This is a genomic window from Streptomyces sp. NPDC017890, assembly GCF_044328675.1.
Taxonomy (GTDB): domain Bacteria; phylum Actinomycetota; class Actinomycetes; order Streptomycetales; family Streptomycetaceae; genus Streptomyces.
The window spans coordinates 97,129-116,975 of the sequence record NZ_JBIRHU010000016.1 but is presented as its reverse complement, the minus strand read 5'-3'; the positions used below and the strand labels follow the sequence as shown (position 1 = coordinate 116,975).

Annotated in this window: 19 protein-coding genes; 6 read left to right on the top strand and 13 right to left on the bottom strand. The window is 72.8% G+C overall.

The genetic code is table 11. The annotated features are described in order from the left end of the window. Window positions 1–61 precede the first annotated feature (61 nt). A complete protein-coding gene (locus tag ACH4F2_RS21905) occupies window positions 62–1,318 on the top strand; it encodes an FAD-binding protein (RefSeq protein ID WP_398134384.1) in 1,257 nt (418 codons plus the stop codon). A 111-nt stretch (window positions 1,319–1,429) separates the two neighbouring features. Here ACH4F2_RS21905 and ACH4F2_RS21900 read toward each other — a convergent pair whose 3' ends face one another. The 3 genes from ACH4F2_RS21900 to ACH4F2_RS21890 all read right to left on the bottom strand — a co-directional run bounded on the left by ACH4F2_RS21900 (window position 1,430) and on the right by ACH4F2_RS21890 (window position 5,024). Beyond that, window positions 1,430–2,695 carry an MFS transporter gene (locus tag ACH4F2_RS21900; protein WP_398134383.1) on the bottom strand — a complete coding sequence of 422 codons (1,266 nt, stop codon included), beginning with the start codon at window positions 2,693–2,695 and terminating at the stop codon, window positions 1,430–1,432. A gap of 89 nt (window positions 2,696–2,784) precedes the next feature. After that, entirely contained in the window at window positions 2,785–3,309 is a 525-nt protein-coding gene (locus tag ACH4F2_RS21895) for a hypothetical protein (RefSeq protein WP_398134382.1), read from the bottom strand. Then, window positions 3,306–5,024: a PHP domain-containing protein gene (locus ACH4F2_RS21890; RefSeq protein WP_398134381.1), complete on the bottom strand. Its 1,719-nt coding sequence runs from the start codon at window positions 5,022–5,024 to the stop codon at window positions 3,306–3,308. The genes ACH4F2_RS21895 and ACH4F2_RS21890 overlap by 4 nt, the downstream gene beginning before the upstream one ends. A gap of 150 nt (window positions 5,025–5,174) precedes the next feature. On the opposite strand from ACH4F2_RS21890, the gene ACH4F2_RS21885 reads away from it, so the two are divergent. Continuing rightward, window positions 5,175–5,759 carry a TetR-like C-terminal domain-containing protein gene (locus ACH4F2_RS21885; RefSeq protein ID WP_398134380.1) on the top strand — a complete coding sequence of 195 codons (585 nt, stop codon included), beginning with the start codon at window positions 5,175–5,177 and terminating at the stop codon, window positions 5,757–5,759. Here ACH4F2_RS21885 and ACH4F2_RS21880 read toward each other — a convergent pair. Next, complete coding sequence (locus ACH4F2_RS21880; protein WP_398134379.1) at window positions 5,756–6,526, bottom strand: isocitrate lyase/phosphoenolpyruvate mutase family protein; 771 nt, start codon at window positions 6,524–6,526, stop codon at window positions 5,756–5,758. The two genes, ACH4F2_RS21885 and ACH4F2_RS21880, sit on opposite strands and share 4 nt — an antisense overlap. After that, a complete protein-coding gene (locus tag ACH4F2_RS21875) occupies window positions 6,523–6,996 on the bottom strand; it encodes a hypothetical protein (protein ID WP_398134378.1) in 474 nt (157 codons plus the stop codon). Before ACH4F2_RS21875 ends, ACH4F2_RS21880 begins: the two co-directional genes overlap by 4 nt. A 117-nt stretch (window positions 6,997–7,113) precedes the next feature. On the opposite strand from ACH4F2_RS21875, the gene ACH4F2_RS21870 reads away from it, so the two are divergent. Next, window positions 7,114–7,665, top strand: a complete 552-nt coding sequence (locus tag ACH4F2_RS21870; RefSeq protein WP_398134377.1) for a hypothetical protein — start codon at window positions 7,114–7,116, stop codon at window positions 7,663–7,665. Here ACH4F2_RS21870 and ACH4F2_RS21865 read toward each other — a convergent pair. From ACH4F2_RS21865 to ACH4F2_RS21845, 5 genes are all read right to left on the bottom strand, one after another. Beyond that, window positions 7,610–8,725 carry a rhamnogalacturonan acetylesterase gene (locus tag ACH4F2_RS21865; protein WP_398134376.1) on the bottom strand — a complete coding sequence of 372 codons (1,116 nt, stop codon included), beginning with the start codon at window positions 8,723–8,725 and terminating at the stop codon, window positions 7,610–7,612. The genes ACH4F2_RS21870 and ACH4F2_RS21865 overlap by 56 nt on opposite strands. Beyond that, the gene (locus tag ACH4F2_RS21860; protein ID WP_398134375.1) at window positions 8,722–9,837 is read right to left on the bottom strand and encodes a family 43 glycosylhydrolase; all 1,116 of its coding nucleotides are present in this window, start codon (window positions 9,835–9,837) and stop codon (window positions 8,722–8,724) included. Before ACH4F2_RS21860 ends, ACH4F2_RS21865 begins: the two co-directional genes overlap by 4 nt. Window positions 9,838–9,971: 134 nt before the next feature. Continuing rightward, complete coding sequence (locus ACH4F2_RS21855; RefSeq protein ID WP_398134374.1) at window positions 9,972–10,631, bottom strand: response regulator; 660 nt, start codon at window positions 10,629–10,631, stop codon at window positions 9,972–9,974. Next, window positions 10,628–11,806, bottom strand: a complete 1,179-nt coding sequence (locus ACH4F2_RS21850) for a sensor histidine kinase (RefSeq protein ID WP_398134373.1) — start codon at window positions 11,804–11,806, stop codon at window positions 10,628–10,630. Before ACH4F2_RS21850 ends, ACH4F2_RS21855 begins: the two co-directional genes overlap by 4 nt. Beyond that, entirely contained in the window at window positions 11,803–12,639 is an 837-nt protein-coding gene (locus ACH4F2_RS21845) for a lysostaphin resistance A-like protein (RefSeq protein WP_398134372.1), read from the bottom strand. The genes ACH4F2_RS21850 and ACH4F2_RS21845 overlap by 4 nt, the downstream gene beginning before the upstream one ends. A gap of 170 nt (window positions 12,640–12,809) precedes the next feature. On the opposite strand from ACH4F2_RS21845, the gene mmuM reads away from it, so the two are divergent. Then, a complete protein-coding gene (gene mmuM / locus ACH4F2_RS21840) occupies window positions 12,810–13,724 on the top strand; it encodes a homocysteine S-methyltransferase (RefSeq protein ID WP_398134371.1) in 915 nt (304 codons plus the stop codon). Window positions 13,725–13,841: 117 nt separating this feature from the next. Here the strand turns inward: mmuM and ACH4F2_RS21835 are convergent, their stop codons facing one another. Then, the gene (locus ACH4F2_RS21835) at window positions 13,842–14,513 is read right to left on the bottom strand and encodes an enoyl-CoA hydratase-related protein (RefSeq protein ID WP_398134370.1); all 672 of its coding nucleotides are present in this window, start codon (window positions 14,511–14,513) and stop codon (window positions 13,842–13,844) included. A 567-nt stretch (window positions 14,514–15,080) separates the two neighbouring features. Here ACH4F2_RS21835 and ACH4F2_RS21830 point away from each other — a divergent pair. After that, window positions 15,081–16,259, top strand: coding sequence for a Cmx/CmrA family chloramphenicol efflux MFS transporter (locus tag ACH4F2_RS21830; protein WP_398134369.1), 1,179 nt, complete (start codon window positions 15,081–15,083; stop codon window positions 16,257–16,259). 149 nt (window positions 16,260–16,408) lie between these two features. Here the strand turns inward: ACH4F2_RS21830 and ACH4F2_RS21825 are convergent, their stop codons facing one another. Further along, the gene (locus tag ACH4F2_RS21825) at window positions 16,409–17,290 is read right to left on the bottom strand and encodes an NAD(P)-dependent oxidoreductase (protein ID WP_398134368.1); all 882 of its coding nucleotides are present in this window, start codon (window positions 17,288–17,290) and stop codon (window positions 16,409–16,411) included. 108 nt (window positions 17,291–17,398) lie between these two features. On the opposite strand from ACH4F2_RS21825, the gene ACH4F2_RS21820 reads away from it, so the two are divergent. Further along, the gene (locus ACH4F2_RS21820; RefSeq protein WP_398134367.1) at window positions 17,399–17,971 is read left to right on the top strand and encodes a TetR/AcrR family transcriptional regulator; all 573 of its coding nucleotides are present in this window, start codon (window positions 17,399–17,401) and stop codon (window positions 17,969–17,971) included. A gap of 220 nt (window positions 17,972–18,191) precedes the next feature. On the opposite strand, the gene ACH4F2_RS21815 is transcribed toward ACH4F2_RS21820, so the two are convergent. Continuing rightward, a complete protein-coding gene (locus ACH4F2_RS21815; protein ID WP_398134366.1) occupies window positions 18,192–19,694 on the bottom strand; it encodes a carboxylesterase/lipase family protein in 1,503 nt (500 codons plus the stop codon). Window positions 19,695–19,847: the final 153 nt, after the last annotated feature.

Below are 19,847 nucleotides of genomic sequence, written 5' to 3'. Positions count from 1 at the left end.
CCCCGCCGGTGCGGCTTCCCGCGCGGGGCCCCTCCAGACGCGCCGGGTAGGTTTCCGCGGTATGAGCGACATCACCGTGACCAATTGGGCCGGCAACATCACGTACACGGCCAAGGAGCTGCTCCGGCCGCACTCACCGGACGCGCTGCGGGCCCTGGTGGCGGACAGCGCGAGGGTGCGGGTGCTGGGCAGCGGACACTCCTTCAACGAGATCGCGGAGCCCGGTGCCGAGGGCGTCCTGCTGTCGCTGGCCGCGCTGCCGGCCGAGGTGGACGTCGACACGGCGGCCCGTACGGTACGGGTGGGCGGCGGCGTCCGGTACGCGGAGCTGGCCCGGCTGGTGCACGGACGGGGGCTGGCGCTGCCGAACATGGCGTCGCTGCCGCACATCTCGGTCGCCGGGTCGGTGGCGACCGGCACGCACGGTTCCGGGGTCGGCAACGGGCCGCTCTCCTCGTCCGTGCGCGAGGTGGAGCTGGTCACGGCGGACGGCTCGACGGTGACCGTCGGGCGGGACGACGAGCGGTTCGGCGGTGCGGTGACCTCGCTCGGCGCGCTGGGCGTCGTGACCTCGCTCACCCTCGACCTGGAGCCGGCCTACGAGGTCGAACAGCACGTCTTCACCGAGCTGCCGCTCGCCGGGCTGGACGCGGCGGCCTTCGACACGGTGATGGCGGCCGCGTACAGCGTGAGCCTCTTCACGGACTGGCGGGCTCCCGGCTTCCGGCAGGTGTGGCTGAAGCGGCGCACCGACCAGCCGCTGCCCGAGTTCCCGTACGCCACGCCGGCCGCCGAGAAGATGCATCCGGTGCCGGGGATGCCCGCCGTCAACTGCACCGAGCAGTTCGGGGTGCCGGGCCCCTGGCACGAGCGGCTGCCGCACTTCCGCGCCGAGTTCACGCCCAGCAGCGGTGCCGAGCTCCAGTCGGAGTACCTGATGCCGCGCGAGCACGCCCTGGGCGCCCTGCGCGCGATGGACGCGATACGGGAGACGATCGCGCCGGTGCTCCAGACCTGCGAGGTGCGCACGGTCGCCGCCGACGGGCAGTGGCTGAGCCCGGCGTACGGCCGGGACACCGTGGCCGCGCACTTCACCTGGGTCGAGGACACGGCGGCGGTGCTGCCGGTGGTGCGGCGGCTGGAGGAGGCGCTGGCCCCCTTCGCGGCCCGGCCGCACTGGGGGAAGGTGTTCACGACACCTGCGGGCGCGCTGCGCGCCCTCTACCCGCGGCTCGACGACTTCCGGGCGCTGGCCGGGGCGCTGGACCCGGCGGGGAAGTTCACCAACGCGTTCGTCCGCGGGGTGCTGGGCGGCTGACGGCCCCGGCTGTCGGCACGGGACGGCACAGGGCGGGACCGGACGGGACCGGGGCGGGACCGGGCGGGACTGGACGGGACCGGGCGGGACTGCGGGCGCGGTCGGACGGCCCTAGGTCCGGCCCGCCCGGCGAATCGGCGTGAGCAGCGCGACGGCCGCGATGAGGACGCAGCAGGCGCCCGCCGCCAGAGCGACCGGCGTGGTGCCGCGCCGCTCCGCCGCCCAGGTGAGGACTGCCGCGCCGATGGGCGCCACCGAGTACTGAAGGGTCCAGAAGGCGGAGGTGACCCGGCCGAGCAGTGGCTCCGGGGTCACCTCCTGGCGCAGGGACATCGAGCAGGTGCCCGCCATGCCGACGCAGGCGAGGAAGACGGCGCTCAGCAGGGCGACGGCGGGCACCTCGCTCACCCAGCCGAGACCGGCGAAGGCCAGCCCGCACACCGCGACCGCTCCGGTCCAGGTCCGGCCGAAGCCGAGCACGCGCCGCGCGCGTGCCACCAGCAGCGCCCCGGTGATGGTGCCCAGCGCGCCGACCGCCATGACGGTGCCGACCGTGCCGTCGTCGCGGCCCAGGTCGTGCTTGAGGTGGTAGATGACCAGGTCGTTCAGGCCAAGGGTGAAGAAACTGAACCCGCACAGCAGCACGGTGAGCGAGCGCAGCACCGGATGCCCGTACAGGAAGGCGACGCCGGTGCGCAGGTCCTGCCACAGGCCGGGCCGCTTCCCGGTGGCCGGGGCGTCGTCGGCGGGGCGGGACCGGAAGCGGACGAAGACGACGCAGGCGGCCGAGACGCCGAAGCTGGCCGCGTCCACGCCGATGGCGGTCGCCGGTCCCGACCAGCCGGCGACCACTCCGGCGCACAGCGGTCCCAGCACGCCGGCCGCGGCGGCGGTGGCATTGAGGCGTCCGTTGGCCTCGGTGAGCTGTTCGGTGCCGACCAGGCTGCGCACGACGGTGACGTAGCCGACGGCGAACAGCATGCCGACGGCCTCGCACAGCGGCAGCACGACGTAGAGCAGCCAGATCTGCGGGCCGAACAGCCAGACGACGGGCACCAGCCCGTAGACGACCATCCGCACGAGATCGCAGCCGATGAGCAGCTTGCGGCGGTCCACCCGGTCGACCACGGCCCCGGCGAACACGGCAGCCAGGACCGCGGCCGCGCCGCCGACGGCCGTCAGCAGGCCCATCCGCGCGATGGAACCCGTGGCCTCCAGGACGAGCAGCGGCAGCGCGATCAGGGCGAAGGAGTCACCGAGGACGGACAGGGTCTGCGCGGCCCAGAAGACGCCGAAGTCCCGTTGCCGCCACAGGGGGCGGCCGTCCTCGTGGGAGCGGTCCGCGGCGCGCCCGGTGTCCCGTGCCTCGTGGGTCATCGGGCCGGTGCCGTCCGCTGTCGTCGCCGCATACCGGCCGCCTCCCCCGTCCGCTCCCCTGTCCGGTCGGCGACCACCTTACGGAGGTGTCAGTGGTCCGCGCAGCACGGCGTCGGGTCGGGGTCCTCGAACGGCACCAGGGTGCCGCCCGCCGCGGGCATGGCGGCCAGGACGAGGTGGCCGTCCTGCCACTGCGGGCGGACGTGTTCCCGCGTCACCAACCGCATGTCCGGGGCCGGTTCCTCCGGCGTGCCCAGTACGGTCACCCGGTCGATCGCGGAGCGCGCCAGCAGCTCGGTGAGGGTCAGCGTGCCGGTGAGGGCGCCCGCGCCCGGGTAGAGGACGGCGCGGCCGACCTCGTCCGGGGCGCCGTCGCGGACCTCGTACCCCTGGGCGGTGAGCCGGTCCCGGGCGGTGCGCAGGACCGGCTCCGCCCCGGCGGCCAGCGACAGGGCGACGCGCGGGCGGCCGTCCCGCACCAGGTGCGTGCAGCCGAAGACGCTCTCGGGGAGGGCGAGTTCGGCCGCGAGCGCCTGGAGCAGGTGATCGGCCTCGCGCAGCGTCGTCGCGTCGGTGTCGATGCCGATGGTGTACGGCGCGGAGGGCTGTGTCACGAGGGCAGGATCCACACCGGGTTGGAGTAGAACCACAGGTCGCGCCACGGGTCGGCGTCGCCGACGACGTCGATGGCGGGCCCGGCCGGGTCGACCTTCGCGCCCAGGGCGCCGACGGCGGACCGGTTGCCGTCGGTGCCCCGTGTGCGGAGGTAGACGGGGTGGTCGACGCGGCCGAGGTCGTAGGTGAGGCGGACGGTGCCGGTGTCCTTGTTCACCTCGTACGACTTGACGACCCTGGCGGTCGGCGCGGTGAAGGTGTCCTTGTCGGCGACCGTGCCGGTCACGTCGCCCTGGATGACGTCGACCCGGGCCAGCTTCGGGGTGAATCCGGCCCAGTTGGGGCCGCCGGCCAGGGCGACGTCCATGGACAGGGTGACCCGGGTTCCCTTGCGGACGTGCAGGGCGCCGCCGAGCGTGGCCCAGCGGCCGCCGCCCGAGACGCGGACGTCGAGGCCGCTGATGAGCTGACCGTGGTCGACCCAGATGCGGCCGGCGCGGATGCCGTCCATGACGGCGGCGTAGTCGAAGCCGTCGGCGCCGACGTGGGTGCGGCTGTACTGGCCGGGCCAGAAGTCGCCCTGGGTGACGTCGATCTGGCCGGCGTAGACGGGGTCGTCGTAGCGGCCGTTGGCGTTGAAGTCGCCGCCGCCGCGGGCGGCGGTGTCGGCGTAGACCTGGTGGGAGTCGGAGTTGGCGGTGATCCACCAGGGGCGGCCCTCGGCGAGGAGGCTGTCCCACAGACCGCCGACGGTGGCGGTCATCCAGTCGAAGCCGCCCCAGGTGCGGTAGCTCTCCAGCGGGTAGCCGGGGAAGGAGTTGGCGCCCGGGCTGCCGTCGTAGATGCCGCGGGCGCGGCCCATGCCGAGCGGTTCGGGCAGGCCCGCAGCCTGGTGGCCGGGGGCGCCCTCGAAGCCGACGGCGATCTGGTGGCCGCGGGAGGTGGCGTCGCGCCAGGCGCGGATCTCGTGCGGGGAGTCGATACCCTTGCGCGCCGGGTGGTTGGCGAGCATCAGGGCGTCCTTGACCTTGCGCCGCTTGACCTGGTCGGCGAGGAAGGAGAGGCCGGCGACGGCGAGGGCCTCGTTGGCGGGCGTGGAGGCGGTGGCGCCCTTGACGCCGCCGTCGTAGTCGGTCTCGAACTGCTTGAGGACGGAGACCTCGTTCTTGCCGGGGTGGACGAAGACCGTGCCGTGCTCGGCGGCCGGGATGTTCCACTCCAGGCCCTGGAAGACGAGGGTGTCCTCGTGGGCGTCGCGGGCCTCGCGGATGTCCGGGTTGACCTTCTCCACGCCGATCTTGGCGTGGGTGACGCTGCCGTGGTCGGTGATGACCATCCAGTCCATGCCGTGCCGGGCGCCCTGACGGACCTGGTCGACGACGCGGTACTTGCCGTCGCTGCTGTACTGGGTGTGGATGTGGTGGTCGCCGGCGAGCCAGAGGAAGCCCTTCCCGCGGCGGCCGTTGCCCGCGGCCTCGGCGGGAGCGGCGGTCGCGGTCTGGGCGAGGACGGTGCCGGCGGCCAGCCCGGCGCCGAGCAGGCCGGCGCGGCGCAGCAGGCCGCGGCGCGACTGCTGTTCGGGGCTCAGGGCCTCGTCGGGGACGCTGGTGTCGAAGGCGGCGGGCAGGGGATGCGCGGCCTCGTGATCGTGGTCGTGCGTGTGTGCGTGTCCGTGGTGGTGATGGCCGTGCGTGTGCCCGTGTCCGTGCCCCATGAAGGTCCTCCTGGATACCGCCGCCGTGCGCGGCTGTGAGGAGAATCGAGGCAGAAGATGAACGTTTAACGACTCGGAGATGAGCCCCGCCTGCCGCCCGGCCTGCCCTAGCATGAAACCTAGGATCCCTAGGAAGCGGGAAGGTGGCCCATGCCCCGAGCGGGTCTTACGACCGACCGCGTCGTCGCCGCCGCCGCCGACCTCGCCGACGAGACCGGGTTCGAGAACGTCACCGTCTCCGCGCTCGCCCGCCGCTTCGGGGTGAAGGACGCCAGCCTCTACACGCACGTCAGGAACCTCCAGGACCTGCGCGTCCGGGTCTCGTTGCTGGCCGGCGGCGAGCTGATCGACGAGATCGCGGCAGCGGTGGCCGGCCGGGCCGGGAAGGAGGCGCTGGCCGCCTTCGCGGGCGCCTACCGCTCGTACGCCCTGCGCCACCCCGGCCGCTACGCCGCGACCCAGATCCGCGTCGACCAGTCCCTGGTCGCCGACTCCCCCGCCCTGCGCCGCACCGCCGAGATCACCTACGGCATGCTGCACGCCTACGGTCTCACCGAGCCCGACCTCACCGACGCCGTACGCCTGCTGCGCAGTACCTTCCACGGCTACTGCGCCCTGGAGGCCACCGGCGGTTTCGGCGCCCCGCGGGCCGTACAGGCCTCCTGGGAGAAGGCGGTCGACGCCCTGCACGTGGCGCTGGAGCACTGGCCGCGCGAGCGGCACGACGAGACCTAGGGCCGGCCGGCCAGGGCCCGCACCTCGTCGTACGTGGGCGTCGCACCGTCCGGGACCCGGCCCGCGCCGATGTCGGCCGCCGCCCGCAGGGCCGCGCCCAGTGCCCGCCGGTACAGCAGCGAGCCGAGGCTGACGCGGCCCACGCCGAGGTCGGCGAGGTGCGGAAGGGCGGGGCCGGTGGGCGAGTAGAGGACGTTGAGGGGAACGTCGAAGTGCGCGGCCAGGGCCGCGATCCCGCCGGGGTCGGTGAGGCCCGGGACGAAGACGCCGTGGGCCCCGGCCTCGCGATAGGCGTCCAGACGCCGCATCGTCTCCGCGAGGCGGCCTTCACCGTCCCCCTCCCCCGACCAGTACGTGTCCGTGCGTGCGTTGACGAACAGGCCGGGGGCTGCCGACCTGACCGCGGCGATCTTGGCCGCGTGCCGGTCGGCGGGGCCCAGGGCGTCCTCCAGGTTGATGCCGGCGGCGCCGACCGCCGCCAGCTGCCGCGCCAGCTCCCCCACCTCGTCGGGGTCGTCGCTGAAGCCGTCCTCCGCGTCGACGGACAGCAGGAACGGCTCCGAGCCCAGGGTGAGGGCCAGCCGCAGCGTCTCGTCGCGGGTCGCCGACGCCCCGTCGGGCAGCCCGCCCGCAGCCGCGACACCCAGGCTGGTCGTGCCGATCGCCCGGAAACCCTGCCCGGCGAGGGCGAGCGCGGAGGCGTGGTCCCAGGCGCACGGCAGCAGCAGGGGTTCGCCGGCACGGTGGAGGCCGGCGAAGGCGGTCACGACAGATCACCCACGGCGTCGGCGTAGTACACGGACTCGGTGAGGTGCACGGCGAGTTCGCGGAAACTCCAGCCCTCGCCGGGCGAGTGGTCGAGCTGCTCGTCGGTGAGGGCGTCGAGGCGGTTGACCCAGATCCGGGCGAGCCGGGTGAGGCGGCTGCGGGCCTCGTCCAGGTCCTCCTGGGTGAAGGGGGCCCGGTCGGCGTCCGTGGTGACCATGGAGGCGTGCCAGTGGTCGGGCTGGGTCTCCTCGCCGGCCAACCGGGCCTCCAGCTCGGCGAGATGGTCGACCATGTGGTCGGCGACCCGCCGGATCGCCTTGTGCGGGGTGTAGACGCGGCCGTCGACGTGCGCGGGCCGCCCGTCCCAGCGGGTCCAGCCGGCGGCCAGGGCGAGGACGTGGTCGACCATGCCGGTGACCGCGGCGGCGGGCGTGAGGGTGACGGGGGTGGCGGTGTTCGTGTCGTTCATGTCCCGCACGCTACGGGCCGGTTGTTTCGGTGACGGCCGAAGTGTTCCCGACCTCCGGGCGGGTACCCGGACGGTCACCCGACGTCACAACGAGGTCCGACTTCCCGAGAGGTGGACATGAAGCGACGGGACGTGAAGGGACGAGCGCGGCGCGACGACTTCTCCGAACGGCGATGGCAGGACAGGCTGTCGGTCATCGGCCTGATCGCCCTGGCCGCGGGCCTGGTGGTCCGTCTGATCGCCAACGGGGCCGACTCGTGGCCGTCGGCCCTCGTCGGGGCCGCCCTGATGAGTGTCTGGGTCGTGTTCCTGGTGCGTCGTCGCCGTCGGCACGACGCGCGGGACGCCGGTGCGGAGCCGGACGACGTGCCCGCCATGGAACGGCGGATCCTCAAGGGCGGGCCGCCCCCCGAGGATCCGCGACGCCGGCGGTCCATGGCGGCGCTGGTCGACTCCCGTCAGCGAAAGCTGCGGCGCAACCGCTGGTGGGCGTTCCCGCTCCTGGCCCTCGTCCTCTTCGGTACGTCGGCCCTGTGGTTCGTCTCCGGCTCGGTCACCGCGGGGAGCCTGACCCTTGCCCTCGCGGTCGCGGGAATGGGGTGGCTGACCTGGTTCAACCTCCGTTTCGACCGGCGTCTGTCGCGGATGCGGAGCCGTCTGCAGGGCTGAGACCCGCCCGTACCGCGCCGCGCGGTACCAGGTGCCGGGCGACTAGTTCGTCCCGTACCAGGCCCGCGTAGACGGTGGCGCCGTACGCGGAGGTGTGGGTGTTGTCCCGCTTCTCGTCGTAGAGGTAGAGGGCCTTGGAGCCCTCCACGCCCAGGGACTCCACGAGCGCCTTCGTCCTGGCGGTCAGGTCGATCAGCGGCACGTCCTCGGCGGCGGCGACCGAGCGGACGACGGCCGGGTGGTCGACGCCGAGTCCGTTGACGAGGAGGGCGGTGCCGTTGTTCAGGGTGCCGTCGGTGTTGAACCAGCGGCGCACGACCGGCGTCACGAGGACGGGACGGCCGCCGCGCTCCCGGACGCCCGCCACCAGTGTCTCCAGGTTGGCGCGGTAGGTCGCCCCGTCGGTCGTCTTGTCGTTGTGCGCGAGCTGGACGAGCACCAGGTCCCCGGGGCGGATCCGCGTCCGGACGGTGTCCCACAGCCGCTGGTCGGCCAGGTAACTGACCGTGCTCTCACCGGAGTCGGCGTGGTTGGCGACGGACAGGCCCTTGCGGAGGTACCGCGGCAGCTGCTGGCCCCAGCCGGAGTACGGCTCCCCCGGCTGGTCGCAGACCGTGGAGTCCCCGACGAGGAGGATCTGCCGCGCGTGCCGGGCCGGTGTCACCCTGATACCGGCGAGGGCGGGCGCCGACCCGCCGATCACCAGGTCCAGACCCGGCCTGCCGTGGGGTCCGGTGGGCTCGCCCTCGGGCGTGCGCACGTCCACGGTGAAACCGCGGGCGACCCGCTCACCGGCCGCGGTGGCCGTCTCCGCGAGCAGCGACCGCCTCGTCTCACCGCCGATGGCGGTACTGGCGGCGCCCTCGCCACCGAGCAGCACCTTCACGTCGTAGGTGCCCGGCGGGACGTCGAAGTGGCAGGCGGTGGCGGTGCAGTCGGCCATGCCGTAAGGACTGCCCTGACCGTCCTGTGCCTGAGTGCGGGCCTGGGCGGGTACGGCCGTCAGGGCTCCGGCGGCCAGCGTGACGGCCACCAGTGCGGCGGCGGCCGGACGTCTCACGCCCGCCCCCGCACCGCGTCGGCGACCGGGACGCCGAAGTCCGGTGTGCCGTCGGCCTTCCAGCCCAGCTTCTGGATGCGGGTGTGCCGGTTGGGGTCGTGGAGCGGGTCGCCGTCGATCTCCTTGTACTGGCGGGCGTGGTAGACGAGGACGTCGGTGCGGCCGTCCCGGTCGACGGTGAAGCAGTTGTGGCCGGGGCCGTACTGGCCGGTGGTGTCGTTGCTGGTGAAGACGGGCGTCGGCGACTTCGACCAGTTCGCGGGGTCCATCAGGTCGGCGTCCTCGTCGGCGGTCAGCAACCCCATGCAGTAGTTGGCGTCGGTGGCGCTGGCCGAGTAGGTCATGAACAGGCGGCCGTTGCGGGCGATGACCGACGCGCCCTCGTTGACCTTGAAGCCGACGCACTCCCAGTCGTACTCGGGCGTGGAGAGCCGGACCTGAGGGCCCCTCAGCGTCCAGGGGTTCTCCATCTCCGAAAGCCACAGGGCGGTGTTGTTGTCCATGCCGGGCTCGTACTGGGCCCAGGCGAGGTAACGGGTGCCGCGGTGGGTGAAGGTCGTGGCGTCCAGGGAGAAGGTCTCCCACGCCGTCTTCACCTGGCCGCGCTCCACCCAGGTGCCCCGGAAGGGGTCGGGGTGGGAGTTCTCCAGGACCCAGATGCGGATGTCCCAGACGCGCTCGGCGGGCGCGGCGGCGAAGTAGATGTACCACTTGCCGCCGACGCGGTGCATCTCCGGCGCCCAGATGTGCGCGCCCATGTCGCCGGTGGCGTGCTTGCGCCAGATCACGGACTCGCGGGCGGTCGCGAGACCGCCCAGGGTGCGGGAGCGGCGCAGGATGATGCGGTCGTACTCGGGGGCGGTCGCCGTGAAGTAGTAGAAGCCGTCGGTGTGCCGGCGGATGTGCGGGTCGGCACGGTTGCGGACGAGCGGGTTCACGTAGGGGGCCGCCTTCCTCGGCGCGGCGGACTCGGCGGACACCGCGGACGCCGTGGCGGGAACGGCCGCCAGGGCTCCCGCGACCGCGGCCCCCTTCAACAGCAGGCGTCGGCCGGGGGCCGCGGGGCGGGCAGGCTGGGCGGGCTGAACGGGCTGATCGTCGGCACGGCTCATGCGGGCTGCCTCTCGACAGGGCACACGACACGACTGGTTCGTCATATCGAACGCCATCTGTGATTACGAACGTCGAAAAGGTAAGGGTGTGGCATGGAGAGGTCAACGGGTCGGACGCCGGTAACCGAGCGGCGTCAGGTCACCAGGCCGTGGCGGTAGGCGTAGACGACTGCCTGGACGCGGTCGCGCAGACCGAGTTTGGTGAGGATGCGGGACACGAAGGTCTTGACGGTCTCGGGGCTGATCACGAGGGCCGCGGCGATCTCGCTGTTGGACAGGCCGTCCGCGATGAGGCGGAGGACCTCCGTCTCCCGGGGGGTCAGCGGGGTGTCCTGCGGGGAGCGCTCGGCGGGCCGGATGCGGGCGGCGTAACGGCCCACGAGCCGGCGCGTCACGTCGGGGTCCAGCAGTGCCGCGCCCATGGCCACGGTCCGGATGCCGTGCAGCAGCCGGTCCGGCGGCGCGTCCTTGAGCAGGAACCCGCTCGCGCCGGCGCGCAGCGCCTCGTAGACGTACTCGTCCAGGTTGAACGTCGTCACCACGAGCACCTTGACGGGATGCGTCACCCCGGCGCCGGCCAGCAGGCGGGTGGCCTCGATGCCGTCGAGAACCGGCATGCGTACGTCCATCACCACGACGTCCGGGCGCAGTTCGCGGGCCAGGTCGACCGCGGCCTGTCCGTCCCCGCACTCGGCCGCCACCTCCAGGTCGGGCTGGGCGTCGATGATCGTCGCCAGTCCGGTGCGGATCAGTACCTGGTCGTCGCAGACCAGGACCCGGACCGGCGCGCTCATGAGGGGCTCCCTGCGGGGATGCGGGCACGGACGACGAAGCCGCCGCCCGCCCGGCGGTCCGCGCTGAAGTCGCCGCCCAGGACGTCGACCCGTTCACGCAGGCCTGCCAGGCCCCGCCCGCTTCCGCCGGGCGACGCGGCCCGCGAACCGGACCCGTCCGTGCCGACCTCCACGGTGATCTCCCTTTCGCCATGGTGCACCAGGACCGAGGTACGACTGCCGTGGTCGTACTTGAGGGCGTTCGTCAGGGCCTCCTGCACGACGCGGTAGGCCACGAGGTCGGCGCTGCCGGTCGAGGTCGGCGGCGTGCCCTCCTCGGTGAACTCCACCGGCTGCCCGGCCCGTCGTGTCTGCTCGACCAGCGTGAGCAGCCTGCCGACGGGCGGCGTCCTGTCCTCGGTGCCCTGGTCGGTGCCGTGGCCGGTGCCGTGATCGGGGTTGAGCAGGTCGAGCAGGTGCCGCAGGTCGGTGATGGCCCGTCGGCCGGTGTCACTGACGGCGGCCAGGCTCTGGTCGAGGCGTTCGGGCGCGGCGGTCAGATACCGTGCCGCCTCCGCCTGGACGACCATCGCCGTCACGTGGTGGGTCACGACGTCGTGCAACTCGCGTGCGATGCGGGTGCGTTCGGCGGCGCGGGCGTCGGCGGCGACGCGGCCCCGGCGTTCGGCCTCCGCGGCCCGGGCGGAGCGCATCCACACGCCGACACCCCACGCCAGCGCGAGCGCCAGGTAGAACGTCACGAACTCGCTCGGCGGTTCGCCCGGACCGCGCCGGTGGAGCCCGACCGCCAGCGGCACGTACGCGGCGGTCAGGACGAGCAGGGTGACGTGCCGGTACCGCACCAGATAGGAGCCCGCGCTCAGCAGCGCGAGGGGCAGCGCGGTACCCGCGATCAGGTGGTAGCCGTTCAGCTGGTCGACAGCGAAGCCGGCGGCGACCAGGGCGAGGCAGAGCACCGGCCACCGTCGGCGGAGGGCGAGCGGAAGGCACTGGAGGACGACCGCCACCCAGCCCAGCGCGTCGATGGGCTGGGTCGGCAGACCGCCGACCTCCGTGCCGTTCCCGCGGAACCCGGGGATGAGCGACACGAGCAGGAGCAGCACCCCGAGCGGTAGATCCCGGACCGTGACGTCGAGCCGGTGCCACCGCTCCAGAGCCCGCCGACGATCGATCACCGGGAAAGTGTAGCGGTGGAGTTGACACGCTCGGCGCGCCGGGAGCGGGGCACGATGTTGCCGCGCCGGTGGGCCAGCCACAGGAACACGATCGTCAGCAGCGCCCCGAAGCCCACCGCGTACACGCTGCCCTCCGGACCGAAATCGCCGCCGGTGAGCAGCTTCGGCCCCGACATCGCGGTGTCCAGCAGGCCCTGGCTGGTGTCGCTGCCCGACACCTCGGTGCTGAAGATGCCGCCCGCGGCGAAGTTCCAGCCGAAGTGCACGCCGATCGGGACCCACAGGTTGCGGGTCGCGGCGTACGCGGCCGCGAGCATGAAGCCCGCCTCGATGGCGATGGCGATGGCGCCCCACAGGCTCGCGTTCTCGTTGAGCAGGTGCGAGAGACCGAACACGACGCCGGTCAGCGTCAACGCGATGTACGTGCCGGTGCGCTCCTCGATGATCCTGAACAGGACACCGCGGTACACCACTTCCTCCGCCACGGCCACGCCGGCCATGAAGCCGAGCAGCCCCAGCGCGCCCGTCACCGAGCCCAGGCCGTCGACCTCGTAGTGCCCGGCGACGAAGAGGTTCGCGATGACGGCCCCGAACATACCGACACCGATCAGCGCCCCCCACCCGGTCTTGGCCACGGCGCCTTCCCGGGCCACCTCCAGGACCTCCCGGTGCTCGGTGCGCCGCACCACCCACCTGTAGACGAGCACCGTGAGAGCGGCCGACGTGAGACCGACGACGAGAGTGAGCCAGTCGTTGTCCTTCACCGCGGTGATGACTCCGCCGGTGATGGCGTAGATCGCCATGACGGCGAGGAACTGCCAGACAAACCTCACGAGGAAACTCCTTGACTCCGTGACCGGGCCGCGGCCGGAGCGCCGCGGACTGCACCTGACGCTACGGATCCGGCAGCCGAAGATCGTCACCTCCCGGTGGACACCTCGCCGTAGCTCGCACGGGGGACAAGACCTCCGGCCTCACCCGGTGGAGTGACTACTGTCGAGCCATGACCAGCGACTTCGCCGACGCCCTCGCCTGCGGCCGCCCACTCGTGCTCGACGGCGGGATGTCCAACCAACTGGAGTCGGCCGGACACGATCTGAGCGACGGACTGTGGTCGGCCCGGCTGCTCGTGGAGCAACCCGAAGCCATCACCGACGCACACCTCGCCTACTTCGAGGCGGGCGCGGACGTGGCGATCACCTCCAGCTACCAGGCGACGTTCGAGGGCTTCGCCCGGCGCGGCATCGGCCGGCAGCGCGCCTCCGGACTGCTCGCCCTCAGCGTGGAGCTGGCCCGGGACGCCGCCCGCCGGGCCCGGACGGCCCGCCCCCTGTGGGTGGCGGCATCGGCCGGCCCGTACGGCGCGATGCTCGCGGACGGCTCCGAGTACCGCGGCCGGTACGGGCTCTCCGCCGGGGAACTGGAGCGCTTCCACCGGCCCCGCCTGGAGGTCCTGGCCGCCGCCCGGCCCGACGTCCTCGCGCTGGAGACGGTCCCCGACACCGAGGAGGCGGCGGCGCTCCTGCGGGCGGTGCGCGGACTCGGCGTGCCCGCCTGGCTGTCGTACACGGTCGTGGGCGACCGCACCCGCGCCGGTCAGCCGCTGGAGGACGCCTTCGCCCTGGCGGCGGACGCTGAGGACGTCATCGCGGTGGGTGTGAACTGCTGCGCCCCCGAGGACGTGGCGGGCGCGGTCGAGACCGCCGCCCGGGTCACCGGCAAGCCGGTCGTCGCCTACCCCAACAGCGGGGAGGCGTGGGACGCGGAGACGAGGTCGTGGCGGGGGCGTTCCTCGTTCACCGTCGCGCGAGTACGGGGCTGGCGGGCGTCCGGGGCCCGGCTGGTGGGCGGATGCTGCCGGGTGGGCCCCGGCACGATCACGTCGATCGCGTCGTCGTCGGCGCCGGCTTCGACGTGACCGGTGACCGTCGGCATGACTGGGGACGGTGGGGGCTGCTTCCGTGGCCCGCCCTCCCGCGGGGAGAAGACCCGAGAGGGCGGGAGGTGAGGTCGGTCAGGTCGGTGAGGTGCCGGCTCAGCCGAGCGGGTCGGCGGTGTCGCGCAGGGTGGCCAGCGCCGGGGCGTACATGCGGGCCTTGATGGTGCCCAGGGTGTCGCCGGCCTTGTTCACCTGCGCCTGCGCGATCTCGATCGCGGTGGAGCGCACGGCGTCCTCGCCGACGGCCCGGTCGACGAGGCCGGCGGCCGCGGCGTCGGCGCCGCCGTAGCGGCGGGCGGTGAGCATGGCCTCGTGCGCGGTCCGCGGCGCCAGGCGGGACTGGATGAGCGCGGCCATGCCGGGGGTGAAGGGGATGTTGATGTCCGCTTCGGGCAGGCACCAGTAGCCCCGGTCGGCGCGCATGACGCGGAAGTCGTGGGCGAGGGAGAACATCGCGCCGGCGGCGAAGGTGTGCCCCTGCAGCGCGGCCACGGTGACGACCGGCATCGACAGCATCCGCGCGAACAGCTCATGGACGGAGACGACGTAGTCCTGGTGCTGGTCGGCGTGGGCGAACAGCCACTCCAGGTCGAGCCCGTTGGAGTAGAACTTCCCCGTGGCGGCGGTGACCAGGGCACGGGGCCCTTCCGCCTTCTCCACCTCGTCCAGCGCGGCACCGACTGCGGTGATCCAGTCGGGGTGGAAACGGTTCTCTCCGTCCCCGAGGTCAAGGACGAAGACGTTGTCCTGACGGTCGAGCGAGGGCATGGTGACTCCTTCGGACGAGCTGACGTGGGGCGTGGAAGCGGCGGCGGAGCGGGTTGGCCGGCCGGCCGGCCGGCTGCGGCGCGTCGTCGTCGGTCTCGACGGCCTCCACCGCGTCCTCCGCCCGCTGCCGCGCCCGCCCACCGACTCCCCTCGCGGGAAGGCGGCCCACCGAACTGCCACCGAGGTTGCTACCTACCGGTAACTTATGGAGTGGACCACGGAACACGCAAGGGGCTGCGGCGGTCGTTCATCCCGTACCGGCACACGCTGCTACGGCGAACCCCCACGGTCACCGCCCTGGACGGGGCCGGAGGTGCAGACGGTGCCCCGGGCCGACGCCGAGGGAACCGAGCTGCCCCGGCGGGTGCCGGTCGGGTACCGTACGGGCCATGTCGAGTCCTGAGTCAGACGAGGTGGGGGCTTTCGGTCACGCCGTCAGCCCCCTGAACCACTGAGTTCGTAGCCCCCTCGTCGCGCCGCGTTCCGCGGCCGGGCGAGTGTGCCCCTGGGGCTGGCCGCGGTGACGAGATGACCTTCTCGCGCTTCTCCTCACCTCGGAGCCACTCGATGCCTCTCCCGCTGTATCTGCTTGCCGTGGCGCTCTTCGCCATGGGCACCTCGGAGTTCATGCTCGCCGGCCTCCTGCCGGACATCGCCTCGGATCTCGACGTCACCGTCGGAACAGCGGGCACGCTCACCTCGGCCTTCGCGGTCGGCATGGCCGTAGGCGCCCCCCTGGTGGCCGCGCTCGCCCGCAACTGGCCCAGGCGCTCCAGCCTTCTCGGATTCACCCTCGCTTTCGCGGCAGCCCACGCCGTGGGCGCCCTCACCACCAGCTACCCGGTCCTGTTCGCCACCCGGATCGTCGCCGCCCTCTCGAACGCGGGGTTCCTCGCCGTCGCTCTGACGGCTGCCGTCACGCTGGTCGCGCCCGACAGGAAGGGACGTGCGCTGGCCGTGCTGCTGTCAGGTACGACGATGGCCACGATCGCCGGTGTCCCCGGTGGGTCGGTACTCGGCACGGTGCTCGGCTGGCGGGCCGCGTTCTGGGCCGTCGCCGCTCTCTGCCTGCCTGCCGCACTCGGCATCCTGAAGGCGATCCCGGCGGGACGTGTACAGGAGGAGACGTCCGGCGGACCGGCTCTGCAGGCGGAGCTCGCCCAGCTGACAAGGCCGCCGCTGCTTCTGGTGATGCTGCTCGGCGCGCTGGTGAACGCGGCGACGTTCGGCAGCTTCACCTTCCTCGCCCCCGTCGTGACCGACACCGCCGGGCTGGGCGGGTTGTGGATCTCCGTCGTTCTGGTGCTTTTCGGCGCCGGCTCCTTCGCCGGCGTCACCGTCGCCGGACGGCTGTCCGACAGACGCCCCGGCCCGGTCATCGCGGTCGGCGGCCCGCTCCTGCTCATCGGCTGGCCGACCCTGGCGGTGCTGGCCGACGAGCCCGTCACCCTGTTCGCCCTCGTGTTCGTACAGGGCGCCCTGTCGTTCGCGCTGGGCAGTACCCTGATCGCCCGGGTGCTCCATGAGGCCGCAGAAGCCCCCACCATGGCCGGCTCGTACGCGACCGCGGCACTCAACGTCGGCGCCGCCGCCGGTCCCCTCCTCGCGGCAACCACCCTCAGCACCACGGCCGGACACCTCGGGCCCCTGTGGGCAAGCGGGCTCCTGGTGGCGATCGCCCTGCTCATCGCGTTCCCCTTCCGCGCCGTGGTCGCGGCCGGCCGAAGCGCCGAGGTACTCCGGTGACCCGTGCGGACGCCCCCTGATCGAGGGCGCCGAAGACCCGCCAGACGCACGAGCGTCGCGGCCGGCAACAACATGGCCCGCTCTTCGCCGGTCGGACCACCTCCGTTGATCATGTCCCGCGCGGTGCCTCACCCGTCGGGCAGGCGCAGTCACGCCTCGGTCTTCTTCATCAGCTCCACCAGGGTGGAGAAGCTGTCTGCGGCGTGGCCGGCGTCCATACCGCGCCGGAAGAGCTCGGCGACCGCGGCCGGAAGCGTGGTGTCGACTCCCGCGTCCGCAATGGTGTGCAGGACATGGTCGACGCTGGCCGCCCCCATGGCGAGGCGGTCCACGTCGCCGACGTGCCGGCCGGCGTCGATGCGCTCGGCGTAGAAGGAGAAGAATCCCGGCAGCGAGTTCGCGGTCTCCACGGCGTGCGGCAGGATATCCGCCGCTCTCAGGCCGTTGGCGTCGGCGAGGGTGACGGCCTGCCAGTAGCTCAGCATGGAGGTCCAGAACATGACCATGCCGATCTGGTACATGAGCGCGGCGAGCCCGGGGTCCTCTCCCCGGTGGTCGGTCCGCCCCGTGATGACCTCGAGGGCAGGCCGGTGCTGGTCGAAGACCTGACGCGGGCCGCTGTAGAAGGTCGACGATTCGGCCTGCCCGATCCCGGAGGGGGGCACGGTGACGCCGCCGGTCAGCTGGACAGCGCCCCGCTCTGCTGCCCAACGGGCCGCGGCACGGGCCTTTTCCGGTGTGTCCGAGCTGAGGTTCACCAGGGTCCGGCCGGTCAGTGCGGCCGAGGCGGGCTCGAGTGTGGCGTACATGGCGTCGTAGTCCGTGAGGCTGAGGATCACCAGCTCGTTGGAGGCGAGGGCCTCCTTCACGTTCGGCGCGAGCACCGCCCCACGGGCGACCAGGGCGTCCGCGCGCGACGCGGTGCGGTTCCAGACGGTGACGTCGTATCCGCGGTCGAGGAAGGCGCCGGCCATGGCCTGCCCCATGGGGCCGAGGCCGATGACGGTGACCGACTGCTTGATGCTGCTCATGACGAGATCCCCACCCTCACTAAAACGAGCGCTCTATTTAGAGCGTGGTGAGAACGTACCACAGCTCTAGAACGAACGCTCTACCCAATGGGCCGCTACTGTGGCCGCATGCAGACCAGCACACGGGACCGGATCGTCGTCGCCGCATCACGCCTCCTACAGCGGCAGGGCTACGTCGGCACGGGAATCAAACAGATCGCCCAGGAGGCGCAAGCCACCCTCGGCTCCGTCTACCACTTCTTCCCGGGCGGCAAGGAGGCCGTCGCCGTCGCCGCGATCAAGCACAGCACCGAGGAATTCGCGACGCTCCTGCGGAAGGCCCTGGACAGCGACGACGACCCGGCAGAGGCCGTGACGGCCTGCGCCCGGCAACTCGCCGATGAACTGCGCGAGTCGGGCTGGATCGACGGCTGCCCCGTCACGGCGGCAGCCCTGGAGACGCTCGGCACCGACTCGGAGATCCAGCAGGCCTGCGCCGACGCACTGCGCAGCTGGGAGCAGTTGGTCCGCGACAAGCTGCTGCGCTGCGGCTTCCCCTCCCAGAGCGCCCGGGAACTGGCGACCACCGTCATCTCCGCCCTGGAAGGAGCCGAAGTCACCGCCCAGGTCAACCGCAGCGAGGAACCGCTACAAGTGGCGGGCCGGCAACTCGCCCGCCTCGTACGCTCGCACGCGTCCTAGCCACCGCCGGCCAGCGTCAGACGCCGATCGGAGAAGCAGAGCCTAGCCACGCAGCGACCTTCGCAACAGGAGGCCGCCGATCCCCGCCAGGGCGGGGAAGCCGCTCTTCGGCATCGCCACCGAGCCCGTCACAACGCGGAATCCGCGCGAGCGCGCGGAAAGTCGCCCCCGAACCCACCACCGTCCACATCCGCGACTCCAAGACCACCGCCCACACACATCACCGTCGGACCGGCCGCCTGGTCCGCGTTCCTCGCGTGGTGACGTCGGCCTTCCACAGGTCGAACTCGGCATCACGCGGGCCGTACACCGTGTGCGGGGCGCCGTCGCCGAAGAACCGCACGGGGTGTGTGGCGTCCCACGCCGCCCAGCCCGGGTCCCCGGTCTCGGCGAACCGCACCCACGCCCCGTGCATCGCGTCGGCCAGCTCCTGCGGAGCACCCTCGCCGGCGAGTCTGCGGGAGTCGGGTGTGTCCCCCGAGTCGAAGACGAAGCCCAGTTCCAGGGCGTGGCAGGCGCCGAGGTCGGGCAGGCTGGACGGCCAGGCGAACTCGTAGACGTACGACGACCCCGGCCGCGCGTCGGCCAGGCGGTGCATCGGGATGCGGAGCAGGTGGTCGGTGACGAGCTGGCCGACGGTCTCGGCGGCACCGGCGTCGGGACGCAGGGCACGGTAGCCGCGTACGACCTCGTTGCCGCAGTGGACGCGGGCGCGCGCACCGGCCAGGGCTACGGCGCCGAGCCGGTCGACGCGTTCGAGGAGGCCGCCGGGGACCAGCCAGAGCCGGTACTCGTCGCGCGTCCAGCCCATCAACAGATCGGTGCCGGGCGCGGCCCGGCCCTCGACGAGCGCATCCATGGGGTCGCGGGGAACGACGTCCCCGTCGACGACGATCCCGAAGGCGGGCCCGCCGAGCACGGGGCTGCTGAACCTGCCCACGTCGGCCTGGGCGCGCAGCAGCTGGTCCCGGTCGGCGGCGGCGAAGGACTCGGCGGTGGCGGGGATCCTGAGGCGGGAGGCGATGCGGCGGACCATCCGCCGTACCTTGTCGCGGTCGGAGGCCTCCGGTGCCCCGCTCTGCAGCACGGCCCGTCGGAACAGCCCCTGGGCCTGCGGCGCGGCGAGCAGCGCGCCGGCGCTGATCGCACCGGCCGACTGACCGGCGACGGTCACCCGGTCGGGATCGCCGCCGAAGGCTTCGATCGACTCCCGCACCCACTCCAGGGCGGCGAGCTGGTCGCGCAGTCCGGCGTTCGCGGGAGCGTCCGGGAACAGTCCGTAGCCCTCGATGCCCAGCCGGTAGTTGATCGACACGCAGACCACGCCGTCCCGGGCGAAGGTGCGGCCGTCGTAGACGGGTACGGCGGAGGAGCCCCTGGTCAGGGCGCCGCCGTGCAGCCAGATCAGGACGGGCAGGCGGGCTCCGGGACCCGGCTCGGGGGTCCAGACGCTGAGGTTGAGGCAGTCGTCGCCGGGGATCGCCGGGTCGGAGAGGTACTGGGCGAAGGCGTCGGAGTACGGCGGTTTCGGCGCCGTCGGGCCGAAGGAGCCCGCGTCGCGCACGCCGTCCCACGGTTCGGGCGGAACCGGCGGGCGGAACCGGCGCGATCCGAAGGGCGGCGCCGCGTACGGGATGCCCCGGAACCCGGCGATGCCGCGCTCGTACCTGCCCCGTACGGCCCCGTACGGCGTACTGACCACGGGGTGTGTCCGGCCTGTCATCACGCGCTCACCAGCCCTTCGCCGCACTGATGGACTGCTCATGCCAGAGCGTCACGGCGAGCGGATCTATTCCGGACGTACCGCGCCGACGGCCGCCTCGACGCCGCCTCGACGCCACTGAGAGACAATGGAAGGCACGCACGCCCGCCATGC